Consider the following 23,599-nt stretch of genomic DNA (forward strand, 5'->3'; position numbering starts at 1 on the left):
CAGTCTTGCTCGTGCTCGGTGTGGCGCTGAAAACAGCGCAGATACCTGCACATGGCTGGCTGATTCAAGTCATGGAAGCTCCCACGCCGGTCTCGGCACTCCTGCACGCCGGGGTCGTCAATCTGGGTGGTTTCGTGCTCATCCGCCTGGGGTTCCTGCTGGATGCCGTGCCCATGGCGCAATGGCTGCTCGTCGGCTTGGGCAGTGCAACGGCACTGCTTGCCGGGCTTTCCATGCTCACGCGGGTCAGCATCAAGGTCAGGCTGGCCTGGTCGACCTGTGCACAAATGGGCTTCATGCTGGTGGAATGCGGGCTTGGGCTCTACACGCTCGCCCTGGCACACATCGTCGGCCATTCCCTGTACAAGGCATACGCCTTTTTGCGCGCCGGGTCCATGGTGCAAGAAACCCTTGTGGCACGCATGGTGCTGTCAACTCCGGCCCGCGTATCGCCATGGCGCTGGGTTTCACCGATTGGCTCCGCGTTGACCTGCTGGGGGCTTGCCCGGCTTGCCAACGAGCAGGCGGCGCAATGGCTGGGTGCCGCACCTTTGCCCGCAGCGTGGCTCGTGGTCCTTGCCTTGGCTTTCGCACCCGCGCTGTGGGTCACACAGCCGGGGGACTGGCGCGAGCTGCCGCGGTCGGCGCTGGACCTCGCGGGGCTGTTTGCCGCCCTGCTGCTGTGCCATCTCGCGTTGATCCATGCTGGCTTGCGCGATGGCGCAACGCGAAGCCTGGCGTTGCAAGTCGCACCCGTCACGGCACTGGCTGTGTTGTATGCGACCCAGGCGGTCCTGGCCCACGGCGCACGGCCACGCTGGTTGCAAGCGATCGGCACCAAAGCGTATGCCGGCTTCGGCCTCGACGATTGGGCCACCCGCCTGGCCTGGCGCTTGTGGCCTGCCAATCTGCCGCAACCAACGCGTACCGTGCCCGCGGCGCGGACGATCGCCCAACCTTTCGGAGAGCGCATATGAATGCCGTTCCTCACGTTCAGCCGACGGCAACCGATGCCGATCTGCAGTTTTGCATCGATGCGGCTTGCGCGCATTGCGCCGAGTTGGCCACTCGACCAGTTCATCGCCGTCAATCCGCATTGGGGTCGTGTCGACTTGCCAATGGAGCACGCGGCAGCGCGCATCGAAGCCTTGGCCGGTATGCGCCTGACCCTGCCGCGCGAGGATTTTGCCCGGCAATGGCGCGCTGGTCGCATCACCGCTCAGGCCTTGCGGCAGGCAGCGGACGAGTTCGACTGCAGGATGGACCAAGCCGCTCTGGTTGCCGCACTCGCGCACGAACCTGAAATCCCGCAGTTGCCGACATTGTGCGAGGTCGAAGCCTTACCGGGAAACATCCACGGACCATCGTGGTCCGATCTGGCTACACACCAGATCAGCCAGTTCTGCGCCAGCCATTTCGACACCGACCAAGCCGACTGGCGAGCCGACGCTGACGAACCCATGTATGCGTCCTGGCTGGCCGCGCTACGGAATGATGGGAACATCCGGCGAAGCCTTGGCGCCAATCGATTTGCGCGCGGGACCCACGAGCTTCCGGCGCAGCCTCGTGAACTCGTGCCTTGGGCGCTCGAACGTCTTGGCCTGCCTCGCCAGCATTGGGTCGATTACCTCGAAGCTTTACTTCTGAGGGTGCTCGGCTGGGCCTCGTGGTGCGCGTATCTGCGCTGGCAGGCCCGTCTGCATGGCGACGACGACGAACACATCGCGCATCTCCTGGCGATTCGTCTGGCGTGGGAATGCCTGCTCGACGATCAAACGCGCGGCGCTGCGAGCGGCCACGCCGCCTGGGTCAGCGAATGGGCACACGCGACGGCGCGCATCGCCCGAGCCCGGCGCGAACGCGTGGTGGACTGGGTCTGGCAACGCGCGATGGAAATCGACTATGCACGCGACCTGGCCGCCAGACTGGCGGGCGCTCCGCAGCCGCGCTCCAGCGCGATCGAACTGCAGGCCGTGTTTTGCATCGACGTGCGCTCCGAAGTCATCCGCCGCGCGCTGGAGGCCTGCAGCGACCGCATTCAGACAATCGGCTATGCGGGATTCTTCGGTTTGCCCATGGCGTTCACGCCCTTGGGCAGCGATGCGGCTCGCCCGCAGCTTCCCGGCTTACTCGCCCCTTCCTTGCTCGCCACGCAAACGCTGGGTAGCCCGTCGGAGGACGCGGCGCTTGCCGCGCTACGCCGCAAGCGCTTGATGCGCCAGGCGCGTGCTTCGCGCCTGCTGCGGCTGCCCGGTGCGGCCTTCGGCACGGTCGAAGCCATCGGCGCGCTGTCCGCGTTCGGCTTGTTTCGCGGTTTGGTGGGCCGGACACAAGCGGCGCTGCCCGTTGAAAACGAAGGCTTGCCGCTCGCGCTTGCCTGCAAACTGCAATACGGGATCACCGGGATTGATGTCAACGCCCGAGTCGAACTGGCTGCCCGCGTGCTGCGCGGCATGGGCCTGACGCGTGATTTCGCGCCGGTGGTGTTGATCGTCGGCCACGCCGGCCAAAGCGCCAACAATCCTCACGCAGCCGCGCTGGATTGCGGCGCCTGCGGCGGAAACAGCGGCGAGGTCAATGCACGCACACTCGTGCATCTGCTGTGCCAGCCCGAAGTTCACGCAGGCTTGGCCGACCATGGCATCCACGTTCCAGCCGGCACCGTGTTCGTCGCGGCACTGCACAACACGACGACCGATGAAATACCCCTGTTCGATGTGCAAGGTCTTCCCGCGAAGGCGCGAGCACATGTGGAACGGGTGCGCACCTGGCTCGATGCAGCAAGCGCGGCCACCCGCAGCGAGCGGGCGCCTGCGCTGGGCCTGGTCGATGAGGCGCAAGAGCCCGCGGGCCTCCTGCAGGCTCTGCGCGAACGCGCGTCGGACTGGGCGCAAACCCGACCCGAATGGGGTTTGGCGAACAATGCCGCCTTCATCATCGCGCCGCGTGATCGAACGCGGGGCATTGATCTGAGTGGGCGGGTTTTTTTGCATGATTACGACTGGCAGAGCGACACCGACGGCAGCGCACTCGAGACGCTGATGACGGCGCCGATGCTCGTCGCCCACTGGATCAACCTTCAGTACCTCGCCTCGACCGTCGACCCGCATCACTGCGGCAGCGGCAACAAGATTCTCCACAACGTCGTCGGCGGCCGAATCGGCGTGTTCGAGGGCAATGGCGGCGATTTGCGCATCGGGCTGCCGCTGCAATCGGTGCATGACGGCGTGCGCTGGATGCACGATCCGATTCGTCTGCACATCGTGATCGATGCGCCGCAAGCGATGATCGACCGTGTGATTGCCGCGCATGAGCAAGTGCGTCAACTTGTCGAAAACCGCTGGCTCTGGCTGTGGCGGCTCGACGCCGACGGCCTGGAACCCTGCGTCCCACCGGGCTTTTCCCAGCCTGCGTGTGCAATCCGCTGAAACTCTCGTTCAAACTCTTCGAGGAGCGCTTCACATCATGCCAACCAGAATCCTGCTCGTGCGCCACGGGGCAACCCGGCTCACCGCCGAAGACCGCTTTGCGGGCTCGAGCGACATCCCGCTTTCCGACGAGGGGCGCGCACAAGCCGCGCGCCTTGGCATCCGCTTGTCAGGCGCGGACGTTGCGGCGGTGTACGCCAGCCCGATGGGTCGAACGCTCGAAACGGCGCGCATCCTTGCCGGGCCGCATGGGATCGAGGCTCAGGTCGAAGACGATCTGCGGGAGATCGACTACGGCCGCTGGGAAGGCCTGACCCGCGCCGAAGTCACCGAGCGCCATGCCGAGGAATATGCCATGTGGGAGGAAGACCCTTTGACCATTGCGCCGCAAGACGGTGAGTCTGGAATCAACGTGGTCAACCGTGCCCTGCCTTTGATGAGGAAGATCGTCGAACGGCATCGGCACCGCACCGTCATCGTGGTTTCCCACAAGGGAACCAATCGCCTGCTCGTCAGCAGCCTGCTCGGCTTCGATATGCGGGGCTATCGCGAGCGACTCGACCAGAGCCCGGCTGCGCTCACCATCCTGGACTTCATGAACGAGGTGCGCCCGCGCCTGCGCTTGTTCAACGACGTTTCGCACTATGAAGATTTTCCCGCCCGCGTCTTGTCCGAGCGGCTGTCCAAGTGGTGGCACCCGATGCTAGGGAAATGACAGAACATTCTGAAAATCGAGGCCATCCGCACCACCCCGCAACCGCCGACAACTCTCTCCTGGCCCCGGCGACGGTTCCCCCGGAAAATTTCGTATCAAGCGAGATTGACGGACAGGACCGATACCGATGCCTCAAATCAACCAGATTCCCTCTGACCGGATGGCCCCGGAGCAGCGGCGGCGAGAGATCGCCGCACAGATGGCCAACGGACTGGTGCGCCTGCGCAGCCGCAGTGTTGCGCAGTCCGCAAACCTGGCCGCAGAGAAAGCGTTTGACCTTGTCTTCTCTGGCCGCCAGCGCGTTCATACAGACCCTGTCAACAACGCGGAATCCCGATGAACACGCAACCGTTTACCACGCCGTCCTGCCCGATTTGCCCATGGCCGAGGTCAAGCGCCTGTGGCGCGATCTGTTTGACCGCGAGGCACCGACGCACAACCGGCAATTCCTCGAGCGCCGCTTGGCGTACCGGCTGCAGGAGGTCGAATTCCGCAAGAGCGACCCCAGTCTCTTGGAGTGCAATCACCGGCGCACCCAGGCGCTGATCGACACCGGACGCCCGCGCGATGACCGTCCGGCAACAGGCACCGTCCTCCTGCGCGAGTACCGCGGCGTCGAGCATCGGGTGGTGGTCACCGCCGACAACCAGGATGCGTTCGAGGGCCGGGCGTACCCGAGCCTGTTCGTCGCTGAAGGAGGTGGCCGACGTGCTGCGTCACCGCTCGCTGAACACCACGATGATCGACGCCAAGCTCGACAGCCGCAAGCTTGCCGAGGTGATACTGCCGTGGCCGGGGAGCGCAGCATGAGCGCGCCGGCCTCTGTCCAATCGCGCGTCGATCTCTACCTGGCCGAGCGCCGCCGTCTGGGGTTCTCCCGTCGCCAAGATGCCTGCACCTTGAGCCGCTGCGCGCGTCATGTTCAGTCCGTGGGCCATCGCGGACCGCTGACGGTGGAAGCCATGGCCGACTGGGCGCGACGCGACAGCCATTGCGGCAATGATCCGCACACCTGGGCGCGGCGGCTGAAGAGGCTGCGCACCTTCATGCGCTGGCTGCAGCAGTTCGAGCCGCACACCGAGGTTCCTGATGACGCGATCTTCGGACGGCCGCCCGAGCGGCTGGCACCGCACATCTACGGCGAGCGGGAGGTCGTCGATCTGTTGGCTGCGGCGCGACGGCTCGGGCCTGCGGGTCGGCGAGGCGCTGTCACTGCGCAACATGGACGTCGATCTCAAGGCCGGAATGCTGAGCATCCACCAGACCAAGTTCGGCAAGTCGCGTCAAGTGCCGATGCACCCGAGCACCGTGGACGCCCTGCGTCGGTATCGCTGGATGCGCGACCTGGCGGGCGAGCCCGATGTGGAGGACGCTGCCTTCTTCATCGGCACCCGAGGTCGACGGCGAGGCCTGCCGCTGGGCGATGGGCAGGCGCATCGCGTCTTCGTTGAGTTGCGCCGGCAATTGGGCTGGCGCAACCGGGGGGCGCCCATCACGCCCGGCGCATCCATGACCTGAGGCACACCCCATTGTCGTTCGGCGCATCGTGCAATGGCAGGCCCAGGGCGTCGATATCGACCAGGCGATGCTGTCGCTGTGGACCTACGTCGGGCATGCGATGGTGACCAACACCGACTGGTCCCTCTCGGCGGTGCCGGAGTTGATGGCGCTGGCCGCAGGGCGGTTCGAGTCGTTCATGTCGCACGCGGAGGTGGAACATGCGTAAGGCCACCGCACCGAAGCCACCGTCGTTCGCCTCGCTGGTGCGGCAGTTCTTCACCGAGTACCTGGTCGCGCAACGCGCGGTCAGCCCGCGCACCGTGGCCTGTTACCGCGACGCGCTGATGCGGTTGCTGCAGACGCCGTAACTATGTGCAGACTTCCCCGGCCTCGACCGCAGGCCGCCATAGGGGCAGGCGACATCCGTGCCGGACCACCGGCACATAGTTGCGGCCTGCGCATAGGGGTCGAGTTCAGCCAAACACCCGGTTCGCCATAAGTCCACACAGCAGGCTCTCACGACTGCTCGGACTTCCGACGGATGCATCAATTCGGCGTCGTCCGGTTCAAACCGGATTTCTTTGTGGCTGAACCCAGCCCAATCCGGATACCCGTCTTGTCTCGCCTCTGGTCGCTTATCGCCGCGCCCAGCGCCGCAGGTCGCGCCAGTCGGTGCGCACCCGAAACGATGCCGCGCCCAGCTTGCGGCGCACCAGGCGTGCGAGATCGCCCGCGATCGGCGCCGCCATGCGCCACAACTCAGGCAGCAGGATGCGCCAGTCGACCCACATCCTGGCCATCTTGCCGAAAAACAGCAACACGGCCAGCGCACCGAGCAGTCCTGTCCACCAAGCCATGCTGCCGCCGCCTTGCATGCCCAGCTTGAAGACCCAGGCGGCCAGGGCAAACGGGGCCAGCAGGATGGCCACGCCCAGGGTGTTGCGAAAGTAGGCCCAGTAACGGGTGATGGTTGGCCACATCCCCAATGGGTCCAATATCTCGCAGCCGAAACTTTCGCTTACATCGGCTGTGCAGCTCCCCTTGAGGTAGATCAAGACCAGGTCAACCAAGGGTTTACTCTGATGCGCTGCATGCGGAATACTGCATCACAACATATAGGAGAAGAGGAAGGAGCGATGATTAATTGCAATTTGATATCAATCATTTTTATAAGAACAATGACTCTTGTTAAGGAATTTTTGAGATTCTTAGTCTCCGTAGCGCTCATAGCGCTGTTCCTTTCGCAGAGTCTCCCGGCACTGGCGGATTCCGCTCTAGCCAGCGATACGTTCATTGGGATGAAGGTAGCGGCACTGCTTGCCAGTCCGGCTGGGCCCATTGTCGGTACCGTGACACCGGGAACCCCCGTCAAAGTCCTGAAGTCCGTCGGAGCAATGAGCGAGGTCGAAATCTCCGGCTGGTCGACGACGAATGCACCGACAAACGTTTTTTCGGCTGAAGGCCAGCGAATGCTCTTGGTCCACATTGCAGACCCCGCTCAACTGACCCCCGCGGTCTCGAAAGTTGTCAAGGACGAGTACGGGACGTTTTGGCAGGATGTAACGGTAAAGGCCTGGATCCAACAAGATGCCACCGTGTCAGATGTGGCGAAAGTGTGGGATGCTGCGCAGGGCCTGTACAACACAAGGTGCAGCGCGTGTCACGCGCTGCACACGCCAGATCAATTCACGGCCAATCAGTGGCCCGGGGTGCTTCGAGTCATGGCAAAGAATGCATCTCTCACGAAAGACGAGGACGCACTCATCCTGAAATTCCTTCAGACCAACGCAAAGAGCCAATGAGATCGCTATGGAAAAGAACGGTGTGAAAAAGGTCAGCCGGCGCACTTTTGTAAAAACTAGCGCGGCCATTGCTGCAGCAGTGGCCGCCAGGCCCTTGGTGTTGGCTGAAGCACAAGCGCTTATTGGGGCGATTGCCGCCAGCCCATTCATGTCGGCTGGAGCGCAAACGCTTGCCGGGCCGATTTACGACGCATCCACGGTCATGAGTTCCTCGCACTGGGGAAGCTTTCTCGCGCAGCTTGAAGGCGGGCGCTTCGTCGGGGTCCTGCCCTTCGCAAAGGACGCTTACCCTAGTCCGATGATTCAAGCTATGCCCGATCGCGTGTACGCGGCGAACCGCGTGAACTATCCGATGGTTCGCGAGAGCTATCTGAAGCATGGTTTTCGCAGCGGTCGGACCTCGCGTGGTCGTGAGCCATTCGTGCGCGTGTCATGGGACCATGCACTCGAACTCGTCGCTCAAGAACTCACCCGGGTCAAGGCAAGCCATGGGGCGCAGGCGATCTTCGGCGGCTCGAACGGCTGGCGAAGCGCGGGGAAGTTGCATGACGCGTCGACGCTTCTTCATCGGTTTCTCGGACAGTTCGGGGGCTACGTCGGTGAGAACGGAGGCTATAGCTGGGCGGCAGCAAAGAAGATCCTTCCCTATGTTGTCGGCAGCGCGCAGCCGATCAGCGGCCCACTGACAACTTGGCCGAACATTATCAAGAACACGCAATTAATGGTCGTGTTTGGATCGACGCCGCTGAAGAATGCTCAGATCCTTCGCGGCGGAGGTGGTGATCACGCGACTGTCACATGGATCCGTAAGCTCAAGGAGGCTCGGGTAGAGGTCATCTCGATCAATCCAGTCGCGGAAGAGGATGATGAATACCTGAAGCCGCAGTTGATTCGGCCGCGCCCGAACACCGATATTGCCTTGATGCTCGGCGCTGCCCATACGCTTTACACAGAGGGGCTCTACGACAAGGACTTCATCAGCAAGTACACCATCGGCTTCGACAAGTTTCTCGATTACTTGCTTGGCAAGGCCGATGGCCAGCCCAAAGACGCACAGTGGGCATCGAAAATCGCCGAAGTCGATGCAGAAGAGATCACAACGTTAGCGCGCAAGATGGCGGCAAAGCGGACGATGATCATCGCGGGGGCGGCACTCCAGCGTGCTAGTCACGGCGAGCAGGTCTACTGGACGCTCATCACGCTGGCCGCGATGCTGGGGCAGATCGGGCTTCCCGGAGGGGGCTTCGGTTTCGGCTATGGGTATTACAGCAACTACGGCGATCCTGGCGGGGCTGTTGGTGTGACTGGTATCCCCGCCGGCAAGAACCCCCTCAACCTCATTATCCCTACAGCGCGGATCAGCGATGCGATTCTCAACCCCGGCAAGTCGATCGAGTTCAATGGCAAAAAGCTGACGTATCCCGACATCAGGCTTGTGTATTGGTCCGGTGGGAATCCATTCACCCATCAGCAGGATACGAACAAACTTGTCAAGGCATGGCAGCGGCCTGAGACCATCATCGTCAACGAAATCTTTTGGACGCCTACGGCGAAGTTCGCCGACATCGTGTTGCCAGCAGTCACCGAGCTGGAGCGCAACGACCTTGCACGGGCTCAAGCCCCCGATCGTTTCATTGTCGCCATGCACCGTGCGATCGATCCCCTCTTTGAGGCGCGCTCTGACTACGACATTTTCACTGCCCTGGCCGAGCGTCTTGGCTTCAAACAGACCTTTACCGAGGGTCGTAGCGAGATGGACTGGCTACAGCATTTTTATGAAACCGCGGCGAAGAGCTCACACGCTCAGGGGTTTGAGATGCCGGATTTCAAGTCGTTCTGGGAAAAAGGCTATGTCGAGTTTCCGGAAGGCCCTGCGGACCACGTCATGTATGGAGACTTTCGCAAGGATCCGGATTCCAATCCCCTCGGCACCCCGTCCGGCAAAATTGAAATTTACTCGCAGCAGATTGCGTCTTATCGCTACGACGACTGCCCGCCGCATCCCGCCTGGCTTGAACCGGCCGAGTGGCTCGGCAGCCCCAAAGCGGCTAAATACCCGCTTCATCTCGACTCGCCGCACCCAAGAAATCGGCTTCACTCGCAGCTCGACAACACGTGGATTCGTGCATGGTATGAGGTCAATGAGCGCGAGCCGGTGTGGATCAACTCCCGCGACGCTCAAGCAAGAAAGATCGCAAATGGCGATGTCGTCCGCGTCTACAACGATCGCGGGCAGGTTCTGGCGGGTGCGGTCGTGACGGATCGAGTGCGCCATGGTGTGGTACGTATCGCGGAAGGCGCCTGGTACGACCCAGAACGTCCCGGAAGCGTCGGCAGCCTGGACAAGCACGGGAACGTCAATGTGCTTACGCTTGACGAGCCGGCGTCACGGCTTTCGCAAGGGTCCATCGCGAAAACGTCGTTGGTTCAAGTGGAAAAGTACTCGGGCGCACTCCCGCCGATTACCGCATTCACGCCGCCGCCGGAACGAACTGTCATAACGAGTTGACCTGAGGACACGCTGATTGATTCGCTCGCAGTCCACACCATGCGGCCTGCAGCGTTGAATGAGCGTCCGGAGCCGGCATCGAGCGGTGCAGTCGGCCCGCATTCGCCGCTGCGAGGTCCTGCGCGGCAAGCGCGCTCGCACACCGTGCCTGACAAACGCATGAACTGCAAACCTCGGCAAGAGGCATTAAACTAGGGTTAACCCTAATCGAGGGTTGCCTTGGCTCCCCACAAGGGAGACGCATCATGAACAAACTCTTGGGCCAACTCAAGGCCATGTTTTCCGCCAGTCACGGCTCGCGCAACGGCGATGAAGCCTATCTCGAGCAAGCCACCGACATTTACGACCTGGAGCGTCGCATGAGTGAGATCGAACACCGTCAAGGTGGCGCTTTCTCAGCGAACATCGGTCCCCTTGGTGCACTCGTCAACCACTGGAGCCCGCGGTGGTAGCACCCGCCCTGCGGGCGAGCACAACACCGCGCATGGCAGATTCGGCGGGCACCGCCAGTCCCGTCGCCCCTCCGGGAGAGGATGCCGAGGTGCTTGTCGAGACCGCAGCTCGACTCGAGCAAGAACCCTTCGACGCCTTGCCTTCGCCGTGCGCCGATGCGGTGCGCGCTGACATGGTTCAGCGGTCCCTGCTGGCCGCGAGTCGATTCGAGCGCGAGTTGGCCGCCCTTGAGCAACTGATACTGGTCCCTTCGGCGCGCAAGCCCTGAAGACCACCAAGGGCGCGACGCCTTCGATCCACGCAGCGTTCACTGGGGCATGGACAGCGTCTAATGGAGGATCTCGAAGTCCTGGAGGCCACGGCGGGAACCATGCTGCGCTGCAATATTTGCTTGCGACTGGGGACACGTCGAAACAGCAGGGCCCGCGGCCTGGGTCTACATTGGTTCGCGTGGAAACTGTCGTTTGCCGGATTTCCTGGCAGCGATGGTGCGGCACAGCAATCCAGGAGGAAAGCATGACGATATATCGCAGCCTGCATGCCAGCATCTTGCCGGCACAGACACGTTTCAGTGAAGTCGATCTCGGCCGCCCTGCCCATGTCGACATGGACGCCCCGGCCACGGCGGTGATGACCGATCTGCGGCGCGTCAGCGCAGTCACCATCAGCCCGGACGCCACCGTGGACTTGGCGCAACAACGCATGATCCACGCCCGCGTGCGGCTGTTGCTGGTGGTGGATGCGAACGATGATGTGCTGGGGATCATCACCGCGCGCGACCTGCTCGGCGAAAAACCCATCCGCGTCGCGGTGAGCGATGGCACGCCGCGTGATGCGGTGCTGGTGGAACGGGTGATGGTGCCGCGCGAGCAGATTCAGGTGCTCGACTACAACGAGGTGCAGCATTCCAGCGTTGGCGATGTGGTGATGACCCTGCGCGCCAGTGGCCGCCAGCATGCTCTGGTGCTCGAGCGCGGCCATGTGCCGACCATCCGCGGCATTTTTTCGACCACGCAAATTGGCCGTCAGCTCGGCTCTCCGATCGAGGCGACCGAGCGCCCGCAGAGCTTCGCCGAGGTCGAGCACTTGCTGGCCGCGAGCTGAACCCATCGCCTTGGTGCCGGCCCCCGCTGGCGCCAAGTCCGAATGCGCCGAGGCGCACGCCCGGGCCGCTGGTCAGCCGCCTGCGCTGCCGGACGGGATGTTGGATTTCGGCTGTACATCCGCTCGGGCGACCGCCCCAGGACGACATTCGCTTGCGCATGCATTCGCCGGCTGTCCGCAGCGGCACAATAGCCAATACCTTCGGGTACTTTGCGCCAGGTTCGGCGTCTGGCGGGCCACCGCTGGCCCGCCGATGGCCAACAAGCACGTCGTGCCCCACTTGCCTCATTTCCCCTGCACTTTGCCCACTTTGCCAAGTCACTGCCATGACCGATCTCGGCCTCGAAGCCCGCCAATTCGTCCGCGCCCATCCCAACGGCGTGCTGTCCACCTTGTCGAAACGCCTCGGCGGCATGCCCTTCGGCTCGATCGCGCCGTTCATGCTCGACCACCAGGGCCGGCCGGTGATTTTGATTTCAACCCTGGCCGAGCACACCAAGAACCTGGACGCCGACCCGCGCGCCAGCATCATCGCCCACCCCTGCGCGGACGATGCGCAGGCGGCGGGGCGCGTCACCCTCGTCGGCCGTGCGAGCCGCCTGGCGGACAAGGATGCGCTGGGCCCGCGCTATCTGCGCTACCTGCCCGAGGCCGAGGGCTACTTCGGCATGCACGATTTTTTCTTCTACCGCATCGAGGTGGAAGCGGTGCGCTTCATCGGCGGCTTCGGCAAGATCCACTGGATCGCTCCGGCCGATTTCGCCCCTCCGGCCAACAGCCTGGCCGAGTCCGAGCCCGGCATCATCCAGCACATGCATGCCGACCACGCCGACAATCTGCGCGCCTACTGCGCCCATCTCCACGGTGTGCAGGCGCAGGAGGTGAGCATGGTCGGGGTGGACACCGATGGCATGGACGTCCGTGCCGACGGCCGGCTGCTGCGCATCGATTTCGCCGCGCCGGTGCACAACGCGGGCGAGGTGCGCGAGGCGCTGGTGGCGCTGGCGCAGCAGTGCCGCGAACAGGCCTGACGCCAAGCGGCGCCCGAGCAAGCGCCTCAACAAGCCGGCAAACTCCAGGCACGGCCGCCTCGCGCAGCGCCCAGTTCCCCTCAGCCTGGCTCCAAGGGCAACGTCATCCAGAAGCTGGCGCCTTGCCCCGGGTCTGATTGCACGCCCACGCCGCCGCCGTGCTTCTCCGCCCACCAGACGCACGAAATACAGGCCCAGGCCGAAGCCGGCGGTGCGGCCGGGCTGCGTGCCCAGGCGCACATGGCGCTGAAAGAGTTGCGCCTGTTGCTGCGTATCCAGGCCCGGTCCGGCAGCGCTTGCGCGGCGTGACCGCGGTGTGCCGCATCAACCCCGCTGGTCTGCATCTGCAGCAGGCCGGCGTTCAGACCTTCAAGCTCGTCGAGCGCCGTGCCCTGGGCGATGATTCTGCGGCGCGCCTGCTGCAGCCAATGCGCCGTCAGGCATGCGGCCTGGGCATCGCTGGCCTCGACTGCGGCGCCACCCTCGGCCATGCGGCGCAGACCGTGGCGCAGTCGCAATTTGCCGGGGCTGCGCCACGGCGTCGTAGCAACTCACCGCCGCGGGCTCGTAAGCCGCAAGGCTGGGGCTGCGCAGCATCGCCGGTTGCTTCGACGGAGGCTGCGTGCTGGGGCTCAGTGCGTGCGGCCTGTCGGCAGGGTCACGGCGAGATAAAGCTCGCTCAGGGTTGAAATCACCTTGTGCGAAATGCGCGCGTATTGGCCCTTGGCCGGTTCCGTGCAGGCCGATTCGCCCGCGCCCGACTGGATCAGGCGCACCACTTCGCCGGCCTGGCGGTGGAACTCGGCCTGCTCTTCGAGCAGGCGCTTGAACAGGCCGAATTGCGCAAGGGGCATGCGCGCCGCGCGATGCAGCCAGATGCCCGGCGCGCAGCGATCGTCGCGGCAGATGGTGCCGACGTCGAGTTGCCCGTCGCTGTCGCCATGGGCGTATTCCCCGAGACGGGCCTTCCATTGTTGGTGGCTCTGGAGGGCGGAATAAAAGTTCAGCCCGCTGTCGCTCGTCTCGTTGTGTTCGGCCGCGATCTGCGAGGACAGGGCCGATTCGGCCGGACGGCTGTTTGTTGCTTCGGGCGCAGCAATGGCGTGAACAGGCCCTAGGAACGCAGCCGCGTTCGGCGCGAGCAATGCCAGCAGCTTCTTACCGCCCGCCAACGGCGGTCAACGAGGGCATGCGGACAAGGCCCTGCCACTGGCTCTATGCTTGACGCCATGCCCGACATCGACCCCGCCCTCGACGCCACCGCCCTGGCCGCGCTCATCGCACGCGGCGAGGTGAGCGCGACCGAAGTGCTCGATGCCGCACTGGCGCGGCTGGATGCGCTCAACCCGCGCATCAACGCCGTGGTGATGGACTGGCGCGAGCAGGCCCGCGCGCAACTTGGCACGCAATTCGCCCAGGGCCAGCACGGCCCCTTTGCCGGCGTGCCCTTCCTGCTCAAGGACCTGGGACAAGACGTCGCGGGCATGCCGTCCACCTGGGCTTCGCGCGCGCGCCGCGAGGTCCTGGCCAGCGCCACCAGCAGCGTGGCGCAGCGCTGGCAGGACGCCGGCTTGGTGGTGCTGGGCAAGACCAACTTGCCCGAGTTCGCGCTCAAGGCCGTGACCGAGCCGCTGCTGTTCGGCCCCTGCCGCAACCCCTGGAACCTGGACCACACGCCCGGCGGTTCGTCCGGCGGCGCGGCGGCGGCCGTGGCCGCGGGCATCGTGCCGGTGGCAGGTGCGTCCGATGGCGGCGGCTCCATCCGCATTCCCGCCGCCTATTGCGGCCTGTTCGGGCTCAAGCCCTCGCGCGGCCGGGTGAGCCATGCCCCGGCGGCCGACGAGGTTTGGGAAGGCGCCAGCTGCACCCATGTGCTCACCCGCAGCGTGCGCGACAGCGCTGCGTTGCTCGACGTGGTTGCCGGCGCCGAGCCGGGCGACCCTTACGCCGTGGCCGCGCCGCTGCGGCCCTATGCGCTCGAAGTGGGCGCCGCACCGGGGCGGTTGCGCATCGGCTTCAGCGTGGCTTCGCCGCTGGGCGGCGCGGTGCACCCCGAGTGTGTCGCCGCGGTGGAGCGCACCGCACATCTGCTGGAGTCGCTCGGCCACCGGGTCGAGCCCGCCGCGCCGGCGATTGACGGCCTGGCGCTGGCGCAAAGCTATCTCGGCATCTATTTCGGCCATGTCGCCGCCGAGATGCGGCGCTGCATCCGCGCGCATGGCGCGCGGCCGGCGGATTTCGAGCTCGACACCCGCGCCATCGCCGCCATCGGCGCCAGCCTGCCGGCCGCCGAATACGTCGCCCTGCACGCGCGTTGGAACGGTTTTGCCCGCGCCCTGGCCGCGTTCCATGCCAGCTACGACGTGCTGCTCACCCCCACCACGGCGCAGCCGCCCGCGCGCATCGGCGAACTCGACACCCCCGCCAGCCAGCAGGCCGCGCTGCGCCTGGTGCTGGCCCTGGGCCTGGGCGGGCTGCTGCGCAAGACCGGCATCGTCGACGATCTGGCGCGGCAAAGCCTGGCGCGCACCCCCTTCACGCAACTGGCCAACCTCACCGGCGCACCGGCCATGTCGCTGCCGCTGCAGGTCGATGCGCAGGGCATGCCGGTTGGCGTGCAGTTCATCGCCCCCTGGGGGCGCGAAGACCTGCTGTTGCGACTCGCCGCCCAGCTCGAAGCCGCCCAGCCCTGGGCGCAGCGCCGGCCCCTGATCTGACGGCTGTCCACACCGCTCCAGCCTCCCCGCCATCCGCGCCCTGATGGACGCCGCCTTCGCCAGATCGGCCGGGTCAGCCTGAGCCGCATGGATGAGCAGGCGCTGCCACCGCCGACTCGGCTGCGCAGCCACTGCCTGCCGAAGGAGCAAGCCCCGCTCCACAGAGTGAGCCCCGCGCTGCAGTGGTTGTGCCTGTCGCGCAGCACCAAGCCGGTGTTGGGCAACATCCCCGGCCGCGCGCGCCACTTACACTCACAGTGTGCCCATGCATTCCACCCACGCTCGCGCCAACCTCTACGCCATCGGCGCCATCACCCTCTGGGCCCTGCTGGCCACGCTCGGCGTGCAACTCGCGCGTGTGCCGCCCTTCCTGCTCACCGGGCTGGCGCTCATCGTGGGCAGCGTGCCGGCCTGGCCTTTTTTCCGTCAATGGCGCCGGGTGCGGCCCGCGGCGCTGGCGCTCGGCGTCTACGGCCTGTTCGGCTTTCACTTCCTGCTGTTCATCGCGTTGCGGCATGCGCCGCCGGTGCAGGCCAATCTGGTGAATTACCTCTGGCCCCTGCTCATCGTCGTGTTGGCACCGCTGCTGCTTCCGGGAACGAGGCTGCGGCCGGTGCACATCGGCGCGGCGGTCGTGGGTTTTGCCGGGGCGGCCGTTGCCATCGTCGGCGGGCGCGGGCTGCATGGCGGTTTCGCCTGGGGCTACGTGCCGGCCCTGGGCTCGGCCTGCATCTGGGCGACGTTTTCCCTGGGTAGCCGGCGCCTGGCGCAGCAAGGGCGCGGTTTTCCCACGGCCGCCATCGGCCTGTTCGCGCTGCTGTCGGGTCTGCTGGCGCTGGCCTGCCACGCGGCGCTGGAGCCGGCCGTGAACCTCACGGTGCCGGAGCTGATGCGTATCGCCGTGCTCGGCCTGGGGCCGCTCGGTGCCGCGTTCTACCTGTGGGACCGCGCCCTCAAACTGGGTGACCCGCGCACCCTCGGCGTGCTCAGTTACCTCACCCCGCTGGCGTCCACCACGCTGCTGGTGTGGACCACCGGCCGACCGTTCACCTGGCCGCTCGGCCTGGCGGCGCTGCTCATCGTTGGCTCGGCCCTGGTGGCGGTGCGGGCGAAGACCTGAGAGTTCCCCCAGGCCGCTGCCTTGCAGCGACCGCACCCGAAGGGGGTCAAACTTCGGGCTGCCACGCGTTGTTTCAGGCCTGCCGCAATGGCAGGCGATGCCGGGGCTCGCGGGTATCGCGATGGCTTCATCCAGCTTTTAAATTCCACTTCACACGACTTGCTGGCTGGACGCGCTCATTGCACAAGCTCGAACCTGATGCGATGCCGCCACGAATTGAACGCTCCGCGAACCAGGGGCGTCTATGGGGTGCTGCTTCAAATTCGAGCCCGCCCAAGATTCGTACGGTCTATTCTCGCTTCCGTTGTTGCGTCAAGCTGTTGACAAGGCGCCACTGCATTTGTCAAAAATCCGTCTTTGATCAGGAGAATCGAATTTGTCTGATCCCATATCTTGGACAGCTTTGCTGCGTATCCTGGGCGGGCTGGCGCTTGTGCTGGGCTTTTTTTTCCTTGTTTTGCGAGGACTTAGGCGAGTGCAACCGGGATTTGCCAGAGCGAATGCCGAATTTCGCGTGATCGCGACCCTGGCACTTTCGCCGCGGGAACGACTTTTGCTGATACAGGTCGGCGAACAGCAATTGTTGGTGGGTTCGAGTCCACAGGGCCTGCGCTGCCTGCATGTGTTGCCGCAAGCGCTCAATGTGCGAAAAACCGACGCCACCGTGGTTTTTTCGGACTGGTTGCGCAAAGCCACGGCAAGAGGCGAGCCCCAAGATCGAAGTCCATGAACCTGTCCATCCGCAAACTTTGCAACACCATCGTTCTGTTCGCCCTGTTTCTCCCGGCGTGGGCGCAGGCGCAGGGTTTGCCCGCGTTCACCAGCACACCCGCGGCGGGCGGTGGTACCGAGTACACCTTGAGCCTGCAGACCTTGTTGTTCATGACAGCGCTGGTGTTCCTGCCCGCCATGCTGCTGATGATGACCGCTTTCACCCGTATCGTCATCGTCATGTCGTTGCTCAAGCAGGCGCTGGGAACGACGACGGTTCCTCCCAGCCAGGTCATTGTCGGTTTGTCCTTGTTCCTCACCTTCTTCGTGATGAGCCCAGTGCTCAACAAGGTCAACGACGTGGCGATCAAGCCGCTGATGGACAACCAGATTTCCATGACCCAGGCGCTCGAGGCCGGTTCGGCGCCGCTCAAGACTTTCATGCTGGGACAGACTCGCCAGGAGGATTTGGCCCTGTTCGTCAAGCTTTCCGGCCATAAGCCGCTGGCTTCTCCGGCCGAAACACCGATGGCGCTGTTGATTCCGGCCTTTGTCACCTCAGAGCTGAAAACGGCATTCCAGATCGGCTTCATCGTCTTCATTCCCTTTCTCATCATCGACATGGTGGTGGCGGCCGTGTTGATGTCGATGGGGATGATGATGCTGTCGCCCGTAACCGTGTCGTTTCCGCTCAAGCTCATGCTGTTCGTGCTGGTCAATGGCTGGGAGCTTGTGATCGGTTCACTGGTGCAGAGCTTCGTGCATTGAAGGAGCCAACATGACGCCGGAAGCCATCACCACCCTCGGCCAGCAGGCGCTTTGGGTCATGTTTCTCATCTCGCTGCCTCTGCTCGGCGCAGCGCTGGTGGTGGGCCTGCTGGTGAGCCTGCTGCAGGCGGCGACCCAGCTCAACGAGATGACCCTGAGTTTCGTGCCGAAGATTTTGGCCATCGGGCTCGCGGCGGTGTTCGCTGGGCCGTGGATGTTGCATGTGTTGATGGACTTCACCATTCGCCTGTTCCAGAGTATTCCTCGCCTTCTGGGCTCATGATCGACTTCACCTCCACGCAGATCGAGACCTGGATCGGCGCCTTTTTCTGGCCCTTCCTGCGCGTGCTCGCCATGCTGTCGGTTGCCCCGGTATTCGGTGCCACGCAAGTCCCCATTCAGGTCCGGGTCGGCCTCGCAGTGCTAATCGCCGTGGCGCTCGCCCCGGCGTTGCCAACCATGCCGCCAGTACAACTAGGAAGTGGTCTGGCTTGGATGCTGGTGGTCCAGCAATTGCTGGTGGGAGCAGTCATTGGCCTGGCCATGACTCTGATCCTCAGCGCCGTGCAACTGGCTGGCAGCATCATCGGTCTCCAGATGGGACTCGGTTTTTCGACGCTGTTCGATCCAGTTCAGGGTGTGCAGGTCACCACCCTGGCGAGTTTTCTCAATCTGCTGGCGATGTTGCTGTTCGTCTCGCTCAACGGCCATCTGCTGCTGCTGGCCGTGCTGGCGCGCAGCTTCGTCCTCATTCCAGTCGGGCCTGCGCTCGGTCTGGGGGCGGCCACCTGGCACGCGCTGGCGCTGGAGGGTTCTGCCCTGTTCAGTCTCGGCCTGGCGCTGGCGGCGCCAGTGCTGGGTGTGCTCATCATCGCCAACCTGGGGCTGGCCACCCTGAGCAAGCTGGCTCCGCAGCTCAATCTGTTCGCCATTGGTTTTCCGCTGTTCTTCGCCCTGGGTTTCCTCGCTCTGTATCTGCTCATGCCGGTCATGCAAACGGTGGTTCGCCATCTGGTCGAAGTGGGCCTCGATCTGTCCACCCGCCTGCTGTTGCAGGCGGGTGCTCGTCCTGCTTGAACCATGGCTGACGAAAGCGCCCAAGACAAGGAATTACCTGCCTCACTCAAGCGCAAGCAACAGGCGCGGGACAAGGGGCAGGTGGCGCGCTCGCGCGACCTGACGTCGAGCCTCTTGTTGCTGGGCATCGCCGCAAGCGTGTTCTATGGCGGGAACTGGGTCTACCAGCAAGGCAGCACCATGCTGCAGACCGGACTGACCATCCCCACCGTCGCCACCCGCGATCCTGCGCAGATGCTTCATTTTGTCGGCCATGTCGGCCTATCCGGGCTGGCGATACTCCTACCCATCGTGCTTCTGACCATGATGGCCAGTCTCGCGGGCAGCCTAGCTCTCGGGGGCTGGGTGTTCAGCGCGCAGGCCCTGGCGCCTGACTGGACGCGCCTTGATCCGGTGGCCGGCTTGCAACGCATGTTCTCAATCACCGGCCTGGGCGAACTGGGCAAGGCCGTGCTCAAGGTTCTGGTCATCGGCGTGCTGGCCAGCGTCGTGCTGTGGACCCAGCGAGGCCCGTTGTTGCAATTACTGCAGATAGAGCCGAGCCTGGCCCCGATGCAACTGGCCATTTTGTGCGGGCAAGCTTTCGTGTGGCTGGCGGCGGCCACGCTCGTCATCGCCGCGGTGGATGTTCCGTGGCAAATCCTGCAACTCAACCGCAAGCTCAAGATGTCACGTCAGGACATGCAGGATGAAATGCGAGAAAGTGAAGGCAACCCCCAGATCAAGCAGCGCATCCGCACCCTGCAGCGCGAGCGCGCCCGCAAACGCATGATGGCTGCAGTACCCAAAGCCGATGTGGTGGTGACCAACCCGAGCCACTATGCCGTCGCCCTGGGCTACACCCAGGGGCGCAACCGGGCACCAGTGGTGCTGGCGCTGGGCGCTGACCAGGTGGCCGCACGCATCCGCGCACTGGCCGAAGAGCACGGCATTCCCGTCGTCGAGGCGCCCCCTCTGGCGCGTGCGCTGTATCGCTATGCGGATCTGGAACAGGAAATTCCGGTTGCGCTCTACAACGCCGTCGCGCTGCTGCTGGCCTACGTGTATCAATTGCGAGCGCTGCCGCAGCAGGCTGAACTGCCGCGCGATTGGGCCATTCCATCCGAACTTGATACCACCGCGGACACGGCCATGCCGGTGCATTGACCATGGCGACATCTTCCTCGTCTTCCTCGATGGCGTCCTCGGCACTGAGCACCCTGCGCCGTGCTGACTGGCGCGTGCTGGCCGCGCCGCTGTTGGTGGTGTTGATCCTGATGATGTTGGTGGTGCCGCTGCCCACCTTCCTGCTCGACCTGCTCTTCACCTTCAACATTGCGCTGTCGCTGGTGATCCTTCTGGTCACCCTGTATCTCACCCGGCCGCTGGACTTCGCCGCATTCCCGACCGCCATCTTGCTCACCACCTTGCTGCGCTTGTCGCTGAACGTGGCCGCGGCGCGGGTGATCCTGCTCCACGGACAAAACGGCACCGCGGCAGCGGGAGAGGTGATCGAGTCGTTCGGCCAGTTTGTCGTCGGCGGCAACTATGCGGTGGGCATCATCATCTTCGCCATCCTGGTGGTGATCAACTTCGTCGTCATCACCAAAGGTGCCGGGCGCATCGCCGAGGTCAGCGCACGCTTCACCCTGGACGCCATGCCAGGCAAGCAGATGGCGATCGACGCCGATCTCAACGCCGGCCTGATCGACCAGGAAGAGGCGCGCAGGCGCCGCAGCGATGTCGCCCAGGAAGCCGATTTTTTCGGTGCGATGGACGGCGCCAGCAAATTCGTCCGCGGTGACGCGGTCGCCGCCATCCTCATTCTGTTCATCGATCTCATCGGCGGCCTGGTCATCGGCGTATTCATGCACAGCCTGAGCCTGAGCCAGGCGGCGCAGAACTACACCCTGCTGTCCATTGGCGACGCGCTGGTGGCGCAGATTCCCTCGCTGATCATCTCCATCGCCGCCGGCATCGTCATCAGCAATGTCTCGACCGGACAGGACGTTGGGCGCCAGCTCATCGCTCAACTGTTCAACCACCAGCATGTGCTGGCCATCGCCGCCGGCATGCTCGGCTTCATCGGCCTCGTTCCCGGCATGCCGCATCTGTCCTTTCTGCTCGCTTCCGCAGTGCTCGGCGGCATCTTGTGGCTACGCGGGAAGCGGGAACGCCAGGCGGCCGCCACTGCCGCGGCGGCGCCGCCGCCGGCTGCTGCAGCCGAGCCCGAGGACGTGAGCTGGGCACAGATCGAGCCTGTGGACTTGCTCGCGCTGGATGTGGGCTATCGCCTCATCGCCCTGGTCGACCGTAACCAGGGCGGTGAATTGCTCGGACGCATACGTGGCGTGCGCAAAAAATTCGCACAGGAACTCGGCTTCCTCGTTTCGCCCGTGCACATCCGCGACAACCTCGAGCTGCGTCCCGGCGGCTACCGCATTGCGCTGAAAGGTGTTGAAGTAGGGGCGGGCGAAGTGTTCCCCGACATGCTCATGGCGATCAATCCGGGCCAGGCCATGGGTACGTTGCAGGGACAGGCCGCGACCGACCCGGCCTTCGGCCTGCCCGCGGTGTGGATTGCCGCCGGCCAGCGTGACCAGGCCCAATCGCTGGGCTACACGGTGGTCGATCCGAGCACCGTGATCGCCACGCATCTGAATCACCTGCTGCAGACGCACGCGGCCGAACTGCTTGGGCGCGAAGAGGTGGAAGGTCTGCTGGCGCATTTGTCAACGCGCTCCCCCAAGCTGGTGGAAGATCTGGTGCCCAAGCTCATCTCCCCGGATCGCCTGCGCAAGGTGTTGCAGAACCTCCTGACCGAGGGTGTTCCCATTCGCGACATGCGCACCATCGCCGAAGTGCTGGCCGAGAACGCCGCACAGGTGCAGGATGCCGACGAACTCACCGCCCGTGTGCGCCAGGCGCTCGGCTCCTTCATTGTTCAAACCCTATCGGCGTCGAAAGCAGAGCTGTCAGCAGCCGTGCTCGATGGCCAGCTCGAGCAGATTCTGTTGTCCAGCCTGCGCGCCGACCCGGCCCAAGCCGCCATCGAACCCGGCCTGGCGCAGCGGCTGATGGAGCGGGCGCGCGAGTTGATGCAGCGCATGGAAGCCCAGGGTGCGAGCCCCGTGCTGCTGACGGTCGCCCCCCTGCGCCAGTTCCTCGCCCGTTTGCTGGCACGCACCGCGCCGCGTCTGCGGGTGTTGTCGTATGCCGAAGTGCCGGACCAGAAACAGGTCAAGATCATCTCCACCCTCGGAGCCTAAGCCGTGAAAATCAAGCGATTCACCGGAACCAACACTCGCGAAGTGCTCGCGCGTATCCGCAACGATCTCGGGCCTGACGCGGTCATCCTGTCGAACCGCGAAATCGTCGGCGGGGTGGAACTCATGGCAGCGGTGGATTTCGACGCCAACCACATTCAGGCCGAGGCCGCCAGCGCTGACCCGACCGCACCTGAGACCACGACCGCAGCGACATCGCGCGGGCTACAGCCCGGCTCCGGGTCGTCCGCAGCAGCGCCGCGGCAAACGCAAGCCGGCTCGCCGCTCGCCAGCCCCCAGGCGGCTGCGGCACGTTCTGCAAACGCGGCGCCACCGCTGCAGCGCGCATCAGCGCCAGTTCACCATCAAGTACCCACGGCCGCAGTTGCGCCACGCGTGACAACCGTGCCGCCGCCCATGTCGAAGGCCGCGCCCCAGGCGGCGACCCATCCGGCACCTCAGGCTTCAGCGACTTCTCCAGGATCGGCGTCAGATGCGCGAAGTGCTGCGCAGCCCGCCTGGTCGGGCGAGATTCGTGAATTGCGAGACGAAGTCCAGGAGCTGCGCCAATGGGTGCTGTCTTCCGTCGCCAAGGGTGGGCCGCAGGTCGGCGAACCTGCCATTTCGCCGCTGGTCGCACGTTTGCAGGGGCTGGGTTTTTCGCTCTCCAGCGCGCGTGCCATGGCGGGTGTCGGCGCCGACCTTCCAGCCGCTCTCACGACTTACCTGCAAGGGCTGGACATGCCCTCTGAGCCGCTCGCTGAAGACGGCATCTACGCTCTTGTGGGCGCAACCGGCGTGGGCAAGACCACCACCATCGCCAAGCTGGCGGCGCGTCTGGTGCTGCGTCACGGTACGGCTGCGGTGGCGCTCATCACCACCGACACCTACCGCATTGGCGGCGTCGAGCAACTCAAGATCTATGGCCGCATCCTCGGCGTGCCAGTCGCAGTGGCGCGCGATGCCGCCGAACTCGAGCAACATCTGCAGGAGTTCGCCGACCGGCGCTTCGTGCTCATCGACACCATCGGCCTGAGTCCGCGTGACGCACGCCTGGCCGAGCAGATGCAGTGGTTGCAGGCCTGCGGTGAACGCATCACCCGCTTGCTTCTGATCAACGCCGGCATGAGCCAGGGTTTTTATGCCGAACTCTGGAAGCTCTACCAACACCTGCCCGTGGCGGCTTGCATCTTGACCAAGCTGGACGAAACGCCTGCGTTTGGCGCCGCGCTGCAATGGTTGGTTGAGCAGGGCCTGCCGCTCTGGTTCTACACCGACGGTCAGCGTGTGCCGGAAGATCTGCATGCACCCGCGCTCGCTAAGATTGCCGCTTTGCTGCAAAGCGACAGAGCCGAGCACCACACCCTGGCGCCAGCCGGCCAAGAGCCCGCACGCGCCGCTACCAGCCGTTGAGGACAT

Annotated in this window: 25 protein-coding genes and 2 pseudogenes; 24 read left to right on the forward strand and 3 right to left on the reverse strand. The window is 64.5% G+C overall.

The window, feature by feature from the left end; translation table 11 throughout:
• The 9 genes and pseudogenes from ACYCUK_RS11800 to ACYCUK_RS11840 form a co-directional block, all read left to right on the forward strand.
• Window positions 1-977, forward strand: a 977-nt coding sequence (locus ACYCUK_RS11800; protein WP_461594956.1) for a proton-conducting transporter transmembrane domain-containing protein, incomplete at its 5' end; no start/stop codon positions are given.
• A complete protein-coding gene (locus tag ACYCUK_RS11805; protein WP_461594957.1) occupies window positions 978-3,428 on the forward strand; it encodes a YbcC family protein in 2,451 nt (816 codons plus the stop codon).
• Between the two features lie 37 nt (window positions 3,429-3,465).
• Entirely contained in the window at window positions 3,466-4,143 is a 678-nt protein-coding gene (locus ACYCUK_RS11810; protein ID WP_461594958.1) for a histidine phosphatase family protein, read from the forward strand.
• 127 nt (window positions 4,144-4,270) lie between these two features.
• Complete coding sequence (locus tag ACYCUK_RS11815) at window positions 4,271-4,483, forward strand: hypothetical protein (RefSeq protein ID WP_461594959.1); 213 nt, start codon at window positions 4,271-4,273, stop codon at window positions 4,481-4,483.
• A gap of 40 nt (window positions 4,484-4,523) precedes the next feature.
• Window positions 4,524-4,766 (forward strand): annotated as a pseudogene (locus ACYCUK_RS11820) (DUF2924 domain-containing protein); the annotation flags it as partial.
• A 61-nt stretch (window positions 4,767-4,827) separates the two neighbouring features.
• A pseudogene (locus ACYCUK_RS11825) lies at window positions 4,828-4,953 on the forward strand (integrase); the annotation flags it as partial.
• Window positions 4,954-5,232: 279 nt separating this feature from the next.
• Window positions 5,233-5,661, forward strand: coding sequence for a tyrosine-type recombinase/integrase (locus ACYCUK_RS11830; RefSeq protein ID WP_461594960.1), 429 nt, complete (start codon window positions 5,233-5,235; stop codon window positions 5,659-5,661).
• Between the two features lie 28 nt (window positions 5,662-5,689).
• Window positions 5,690-5,869 (forward strand): hypothetical protein, encoded by a 180-nt coding sequence (locus ACYCUK_RS11835; protein WP_461594961.1) that lies wholly within the window; start codon window positions 5,690-5,692, stop codon window positions 5,867-5,869.
• Window positions 5,862-6,011: a hypothetical protein gene (locus ACYCUK_RS11840; protein ID WP_461594962.1), complete on the forward strand. Its 150-nt coding sequence runs from the start codon at window positions 5,862-5,864 to the stop codon at window positions 6,009-6,011. Before ACYCUK_RS11835 ends, ACYCUK_RS11840 begins: the two co-directional genes overlap by 8 nt.
• 267 nt (window positions 6,012-6,278) lie before the next feature.
• Here ACYCUK_RS11840 and ACYCUK_RS11845 read toward each other — a convergent pair whose 3' ends face one another.
• Entirely contained in the window at window positions 6,279-6,623 is a 345-nt protein-coding gene (locus ACYCUK_RS11845; RefSeq protein WP_461594963.1) for a hypothetical protein, read from the reverse strand.
• 156 nt (window positions 6,624-6,779) lie between these two features.
• Here ACYCUK_RS11845 and ACYCUK_RS11850 point away from each other — a divergent pair, with 156 nt between their 5' ends.
• From ACYCUK_RS11850 to ACYCUK_RS11875, 6 genes are all read left to right on the forward strand, one after another.
• Window positions 6,780-7,445 carry a hypothetical protein gene (locus tag ACYCUK_RS11850; protein WP_461594964.1) on the forward strand — a complete coding sequence of 222 codons (666 nt, stop codon included), beginning with the start codon at window positions 6,780-6,782 and terminating at the stop codon, window positions 7,443-7,445.
• Window positions 7,446-7,452: 7 nt separating this feature from the next.
• A complete protein-coding gene (locus ACYCUK_RS11855) occupies window positions 7,453-9,954 on the forward strand; it encodes a molybdopterin guanine dinucleotide-containing S/N-oxide reductase (RefSeq protein WP_461594965.1) in 2,502 nt (833 codons plus the stop codon).
• A gap of 245 nt (window positions 9,955-10,199) precedes the next feature.
• Window positions 10,200-10,406 carry a DUF3563 family protein gene (locus ACYCUK_RS11860; protein ID WP_461594966.1) on the forward strand — a complete coding sequence of 69 codons (207 nt, stop codon included), beginning with the start codon at window positions 10,200-10,202 and terminating at the stop codon, window positions 10,404-10,406.
• Entirely contained in the window at window positions 10,400-10,675 is a 276-nt protein-coding gene (locus tag ACYCUK_RS11865) for a hypothetical protein (RefSeq protein ID WP_461594967.1), read from the forward strand. Before ACYCUK_RS11860 ends, ACYCUK_RS11865 begins: the two co-directional genes overlap by 7 nt.
• A gap of 248 nt (window positions 10,676-10,923) precedes the next feature.
• Window positions 10,924-11,511 carry a CBS domain-containing protein gene (locus ACYCUK_RS11870; protein WP_461594968.1) on the forward strand — a complete coding sequence of 196 codons (588 nt, stop codon included), beginning with the start codon at window positions 10,924-10,926 and terminating at the stop codon, window positions 11,509-11,511.
• 326 nt (window positions 11,512-11,837) lie between these two features.
• Window positions 11,838-12,542 (forward strand): HugZ family pyridoxamine 5'-phosphate oxidase, encoded by a 705-nt coding sequence (locus ACYCUK_RS11875; protein WP_461594969.1) that lies wholly within the window; start codon window positions 11,838-11,840, stop codon window positions 12,540-12,542.
• 80 nt (window positions 12,543-12,622) lie between these two features.
• Here the strand turns inward: ACYCUK_RS11875 and ACYCUK_RS11880 are convergent, their stop codons facing one another.
• Together ACYCUK_RS11880 and ACYCUK_RS11885 are read right to left on the reverse strand one after the other, a co-directional pair.
• The gene (locus ACYCUK_RS11880; RefSeq protein WP_461594970.1) at window positions 12,623-13,060 is read right to left on the reverse strand and encodes a hypothetical protein; all 438 of its coding nucleotides are present in this window, start codon (window positions 13,058-13,060) and stop codon (window positions 12,623-12,625) included.
• Window positions 13,061-13,174: 114 nt separating this feature from the next.
• Window positions 13,175-13,714 (reverse strand): CZB domain-containing protein, encoded by a 540-nt coding sequence (locus tag ACYCUK_RS11885; RefSeq protein WP_461594971.1) that lies wholly within the window; start codon window positions 13,712-13,714, stop codon window positions 13,175-13,177.
• 57 nt (window positions 13,715-13,771) lie between these two features.
• Between ACYCUK_RS11885 and ACYCUK_RS11890 the strand changes: the two genes are divergently transcribed.
• The 9 genes from ACYCUK_RS11890 (at window position 13,772) to flhF (ending at window position 23,593) form a co-directional block, all read left to right on the forward strand.
• Window positions 13,772-15,259: an amidase gene (locus ACYCUK_RS11890; RefSeq protein WP_461594972.1), complete on the forward strand. Its 1,488-nt coding sequence runs from the start codon at window positions 13,772-13,774 to the stop codon at window positions 15,257-15,259.
• Window positions 15,260-15,524: 265 nt separating this feature from the next.
• Window positions 15,525-16,379, forward strand: a complete 855-nt coding sequence (locus ACYCUK_RS11895) for a DMT family transporter (RefSeq protein ID WP_461594973.1) — start codon at window positions 15,525-15,527, stop codon at window positions 16,377-16,379.
• A 376-nt stretch (window positions 16,380-16,755) separates the two neighbouring features.
• Window positions 16,756-17,109: a flagellar biosynthetic protein FliO gene (fliO, locus tag ACYCUK_RS11900; RefSeq protein WP_461594974.1), complete on the forward strand. Its 354-nt coding sequence runs from the start codon at window positions 16,756-16,758 to the stop codon at window positions 17,107-17,109.
• Entirely contained in the window at window positions 17,106-17,858 is a 753-nt protein-coding gene (fliP, locus tag ACYCUK_RS11905; protein WP_461594975.1) for a flagellar type III secretion system pore protein FliP, read from the forward strand. The genes fliO and fliP overlap by 4 nt, the downstream gene beginning before the upstream one ends.
• 10 nt (window positions 17,859-17,868) lie before the next feature.
• Window positions 17,869-18,141, forward strand: coding sequence for a flagellar biosynthesis protein FliQ (gene fliQ, locus ACYCUK_RS11910; protein ID WP_461594976.1), 273 nt, complete (start codon window positions 17,869-17,871; stop codon window positions 18,139-18,141).
• Window positions 18,138-18,935, forward strand: a complete 798-nt coding sequence (gene fliR / locus ACYCUK_RS11915; protein WP_461594977.1) for a flagellar biosynthetic protein FliR — start codon at window positions 18,138-18,140, stop codon at window positions 18,933-18,935. Before fliQ ends, fliR begins: the two co-directional genes overlap by 4 nt.
• 3 nt (window positions 18,936-18,938) lie before the next feature.
• A complete protein-coding gene (gene flhB, locus ACYCUK_RS11920) occupies window positions 18,939-20,081 on the forward strand; it encodes a flagellar biosynthesis protein FlhB (RefSeq protein ID WP_461594978.1) in 1,143 nt (380 codons plus the stop codon).
• 2 nt (window positions 20,082-20,083) lie between these two features.
• Entirely contained in the window at window positions 20,084-22,183 is a 2,100-nt protein-coding gene (gene flhA / locus ACYCUK_RS11925; protein WP_461594979.1) for a flagellar biosynthesis protein FlhA, read from the forward strand.
• A 3-nt stretch (window positions 22,184-22,186) separates the two neighbouring features.
• Window positions 22,187-23,593, forward strand: a complete 1,407-nt coding sequence (flhF, locus tag ACYCUK_RS11930; protein ID WP_461594980.1) for a flagellar biosynthesis protein FlhF — start codon at window positions 22,187-22,189, stop codon at window positions 23,591-23,593.
• The last annotated feature ends 6 nt before the right edge of the window (window positions 23,594-23,599 follow it).

The sequence above is a fragment of the Thiomonas sp. genome (assembly GCF_054608695.1).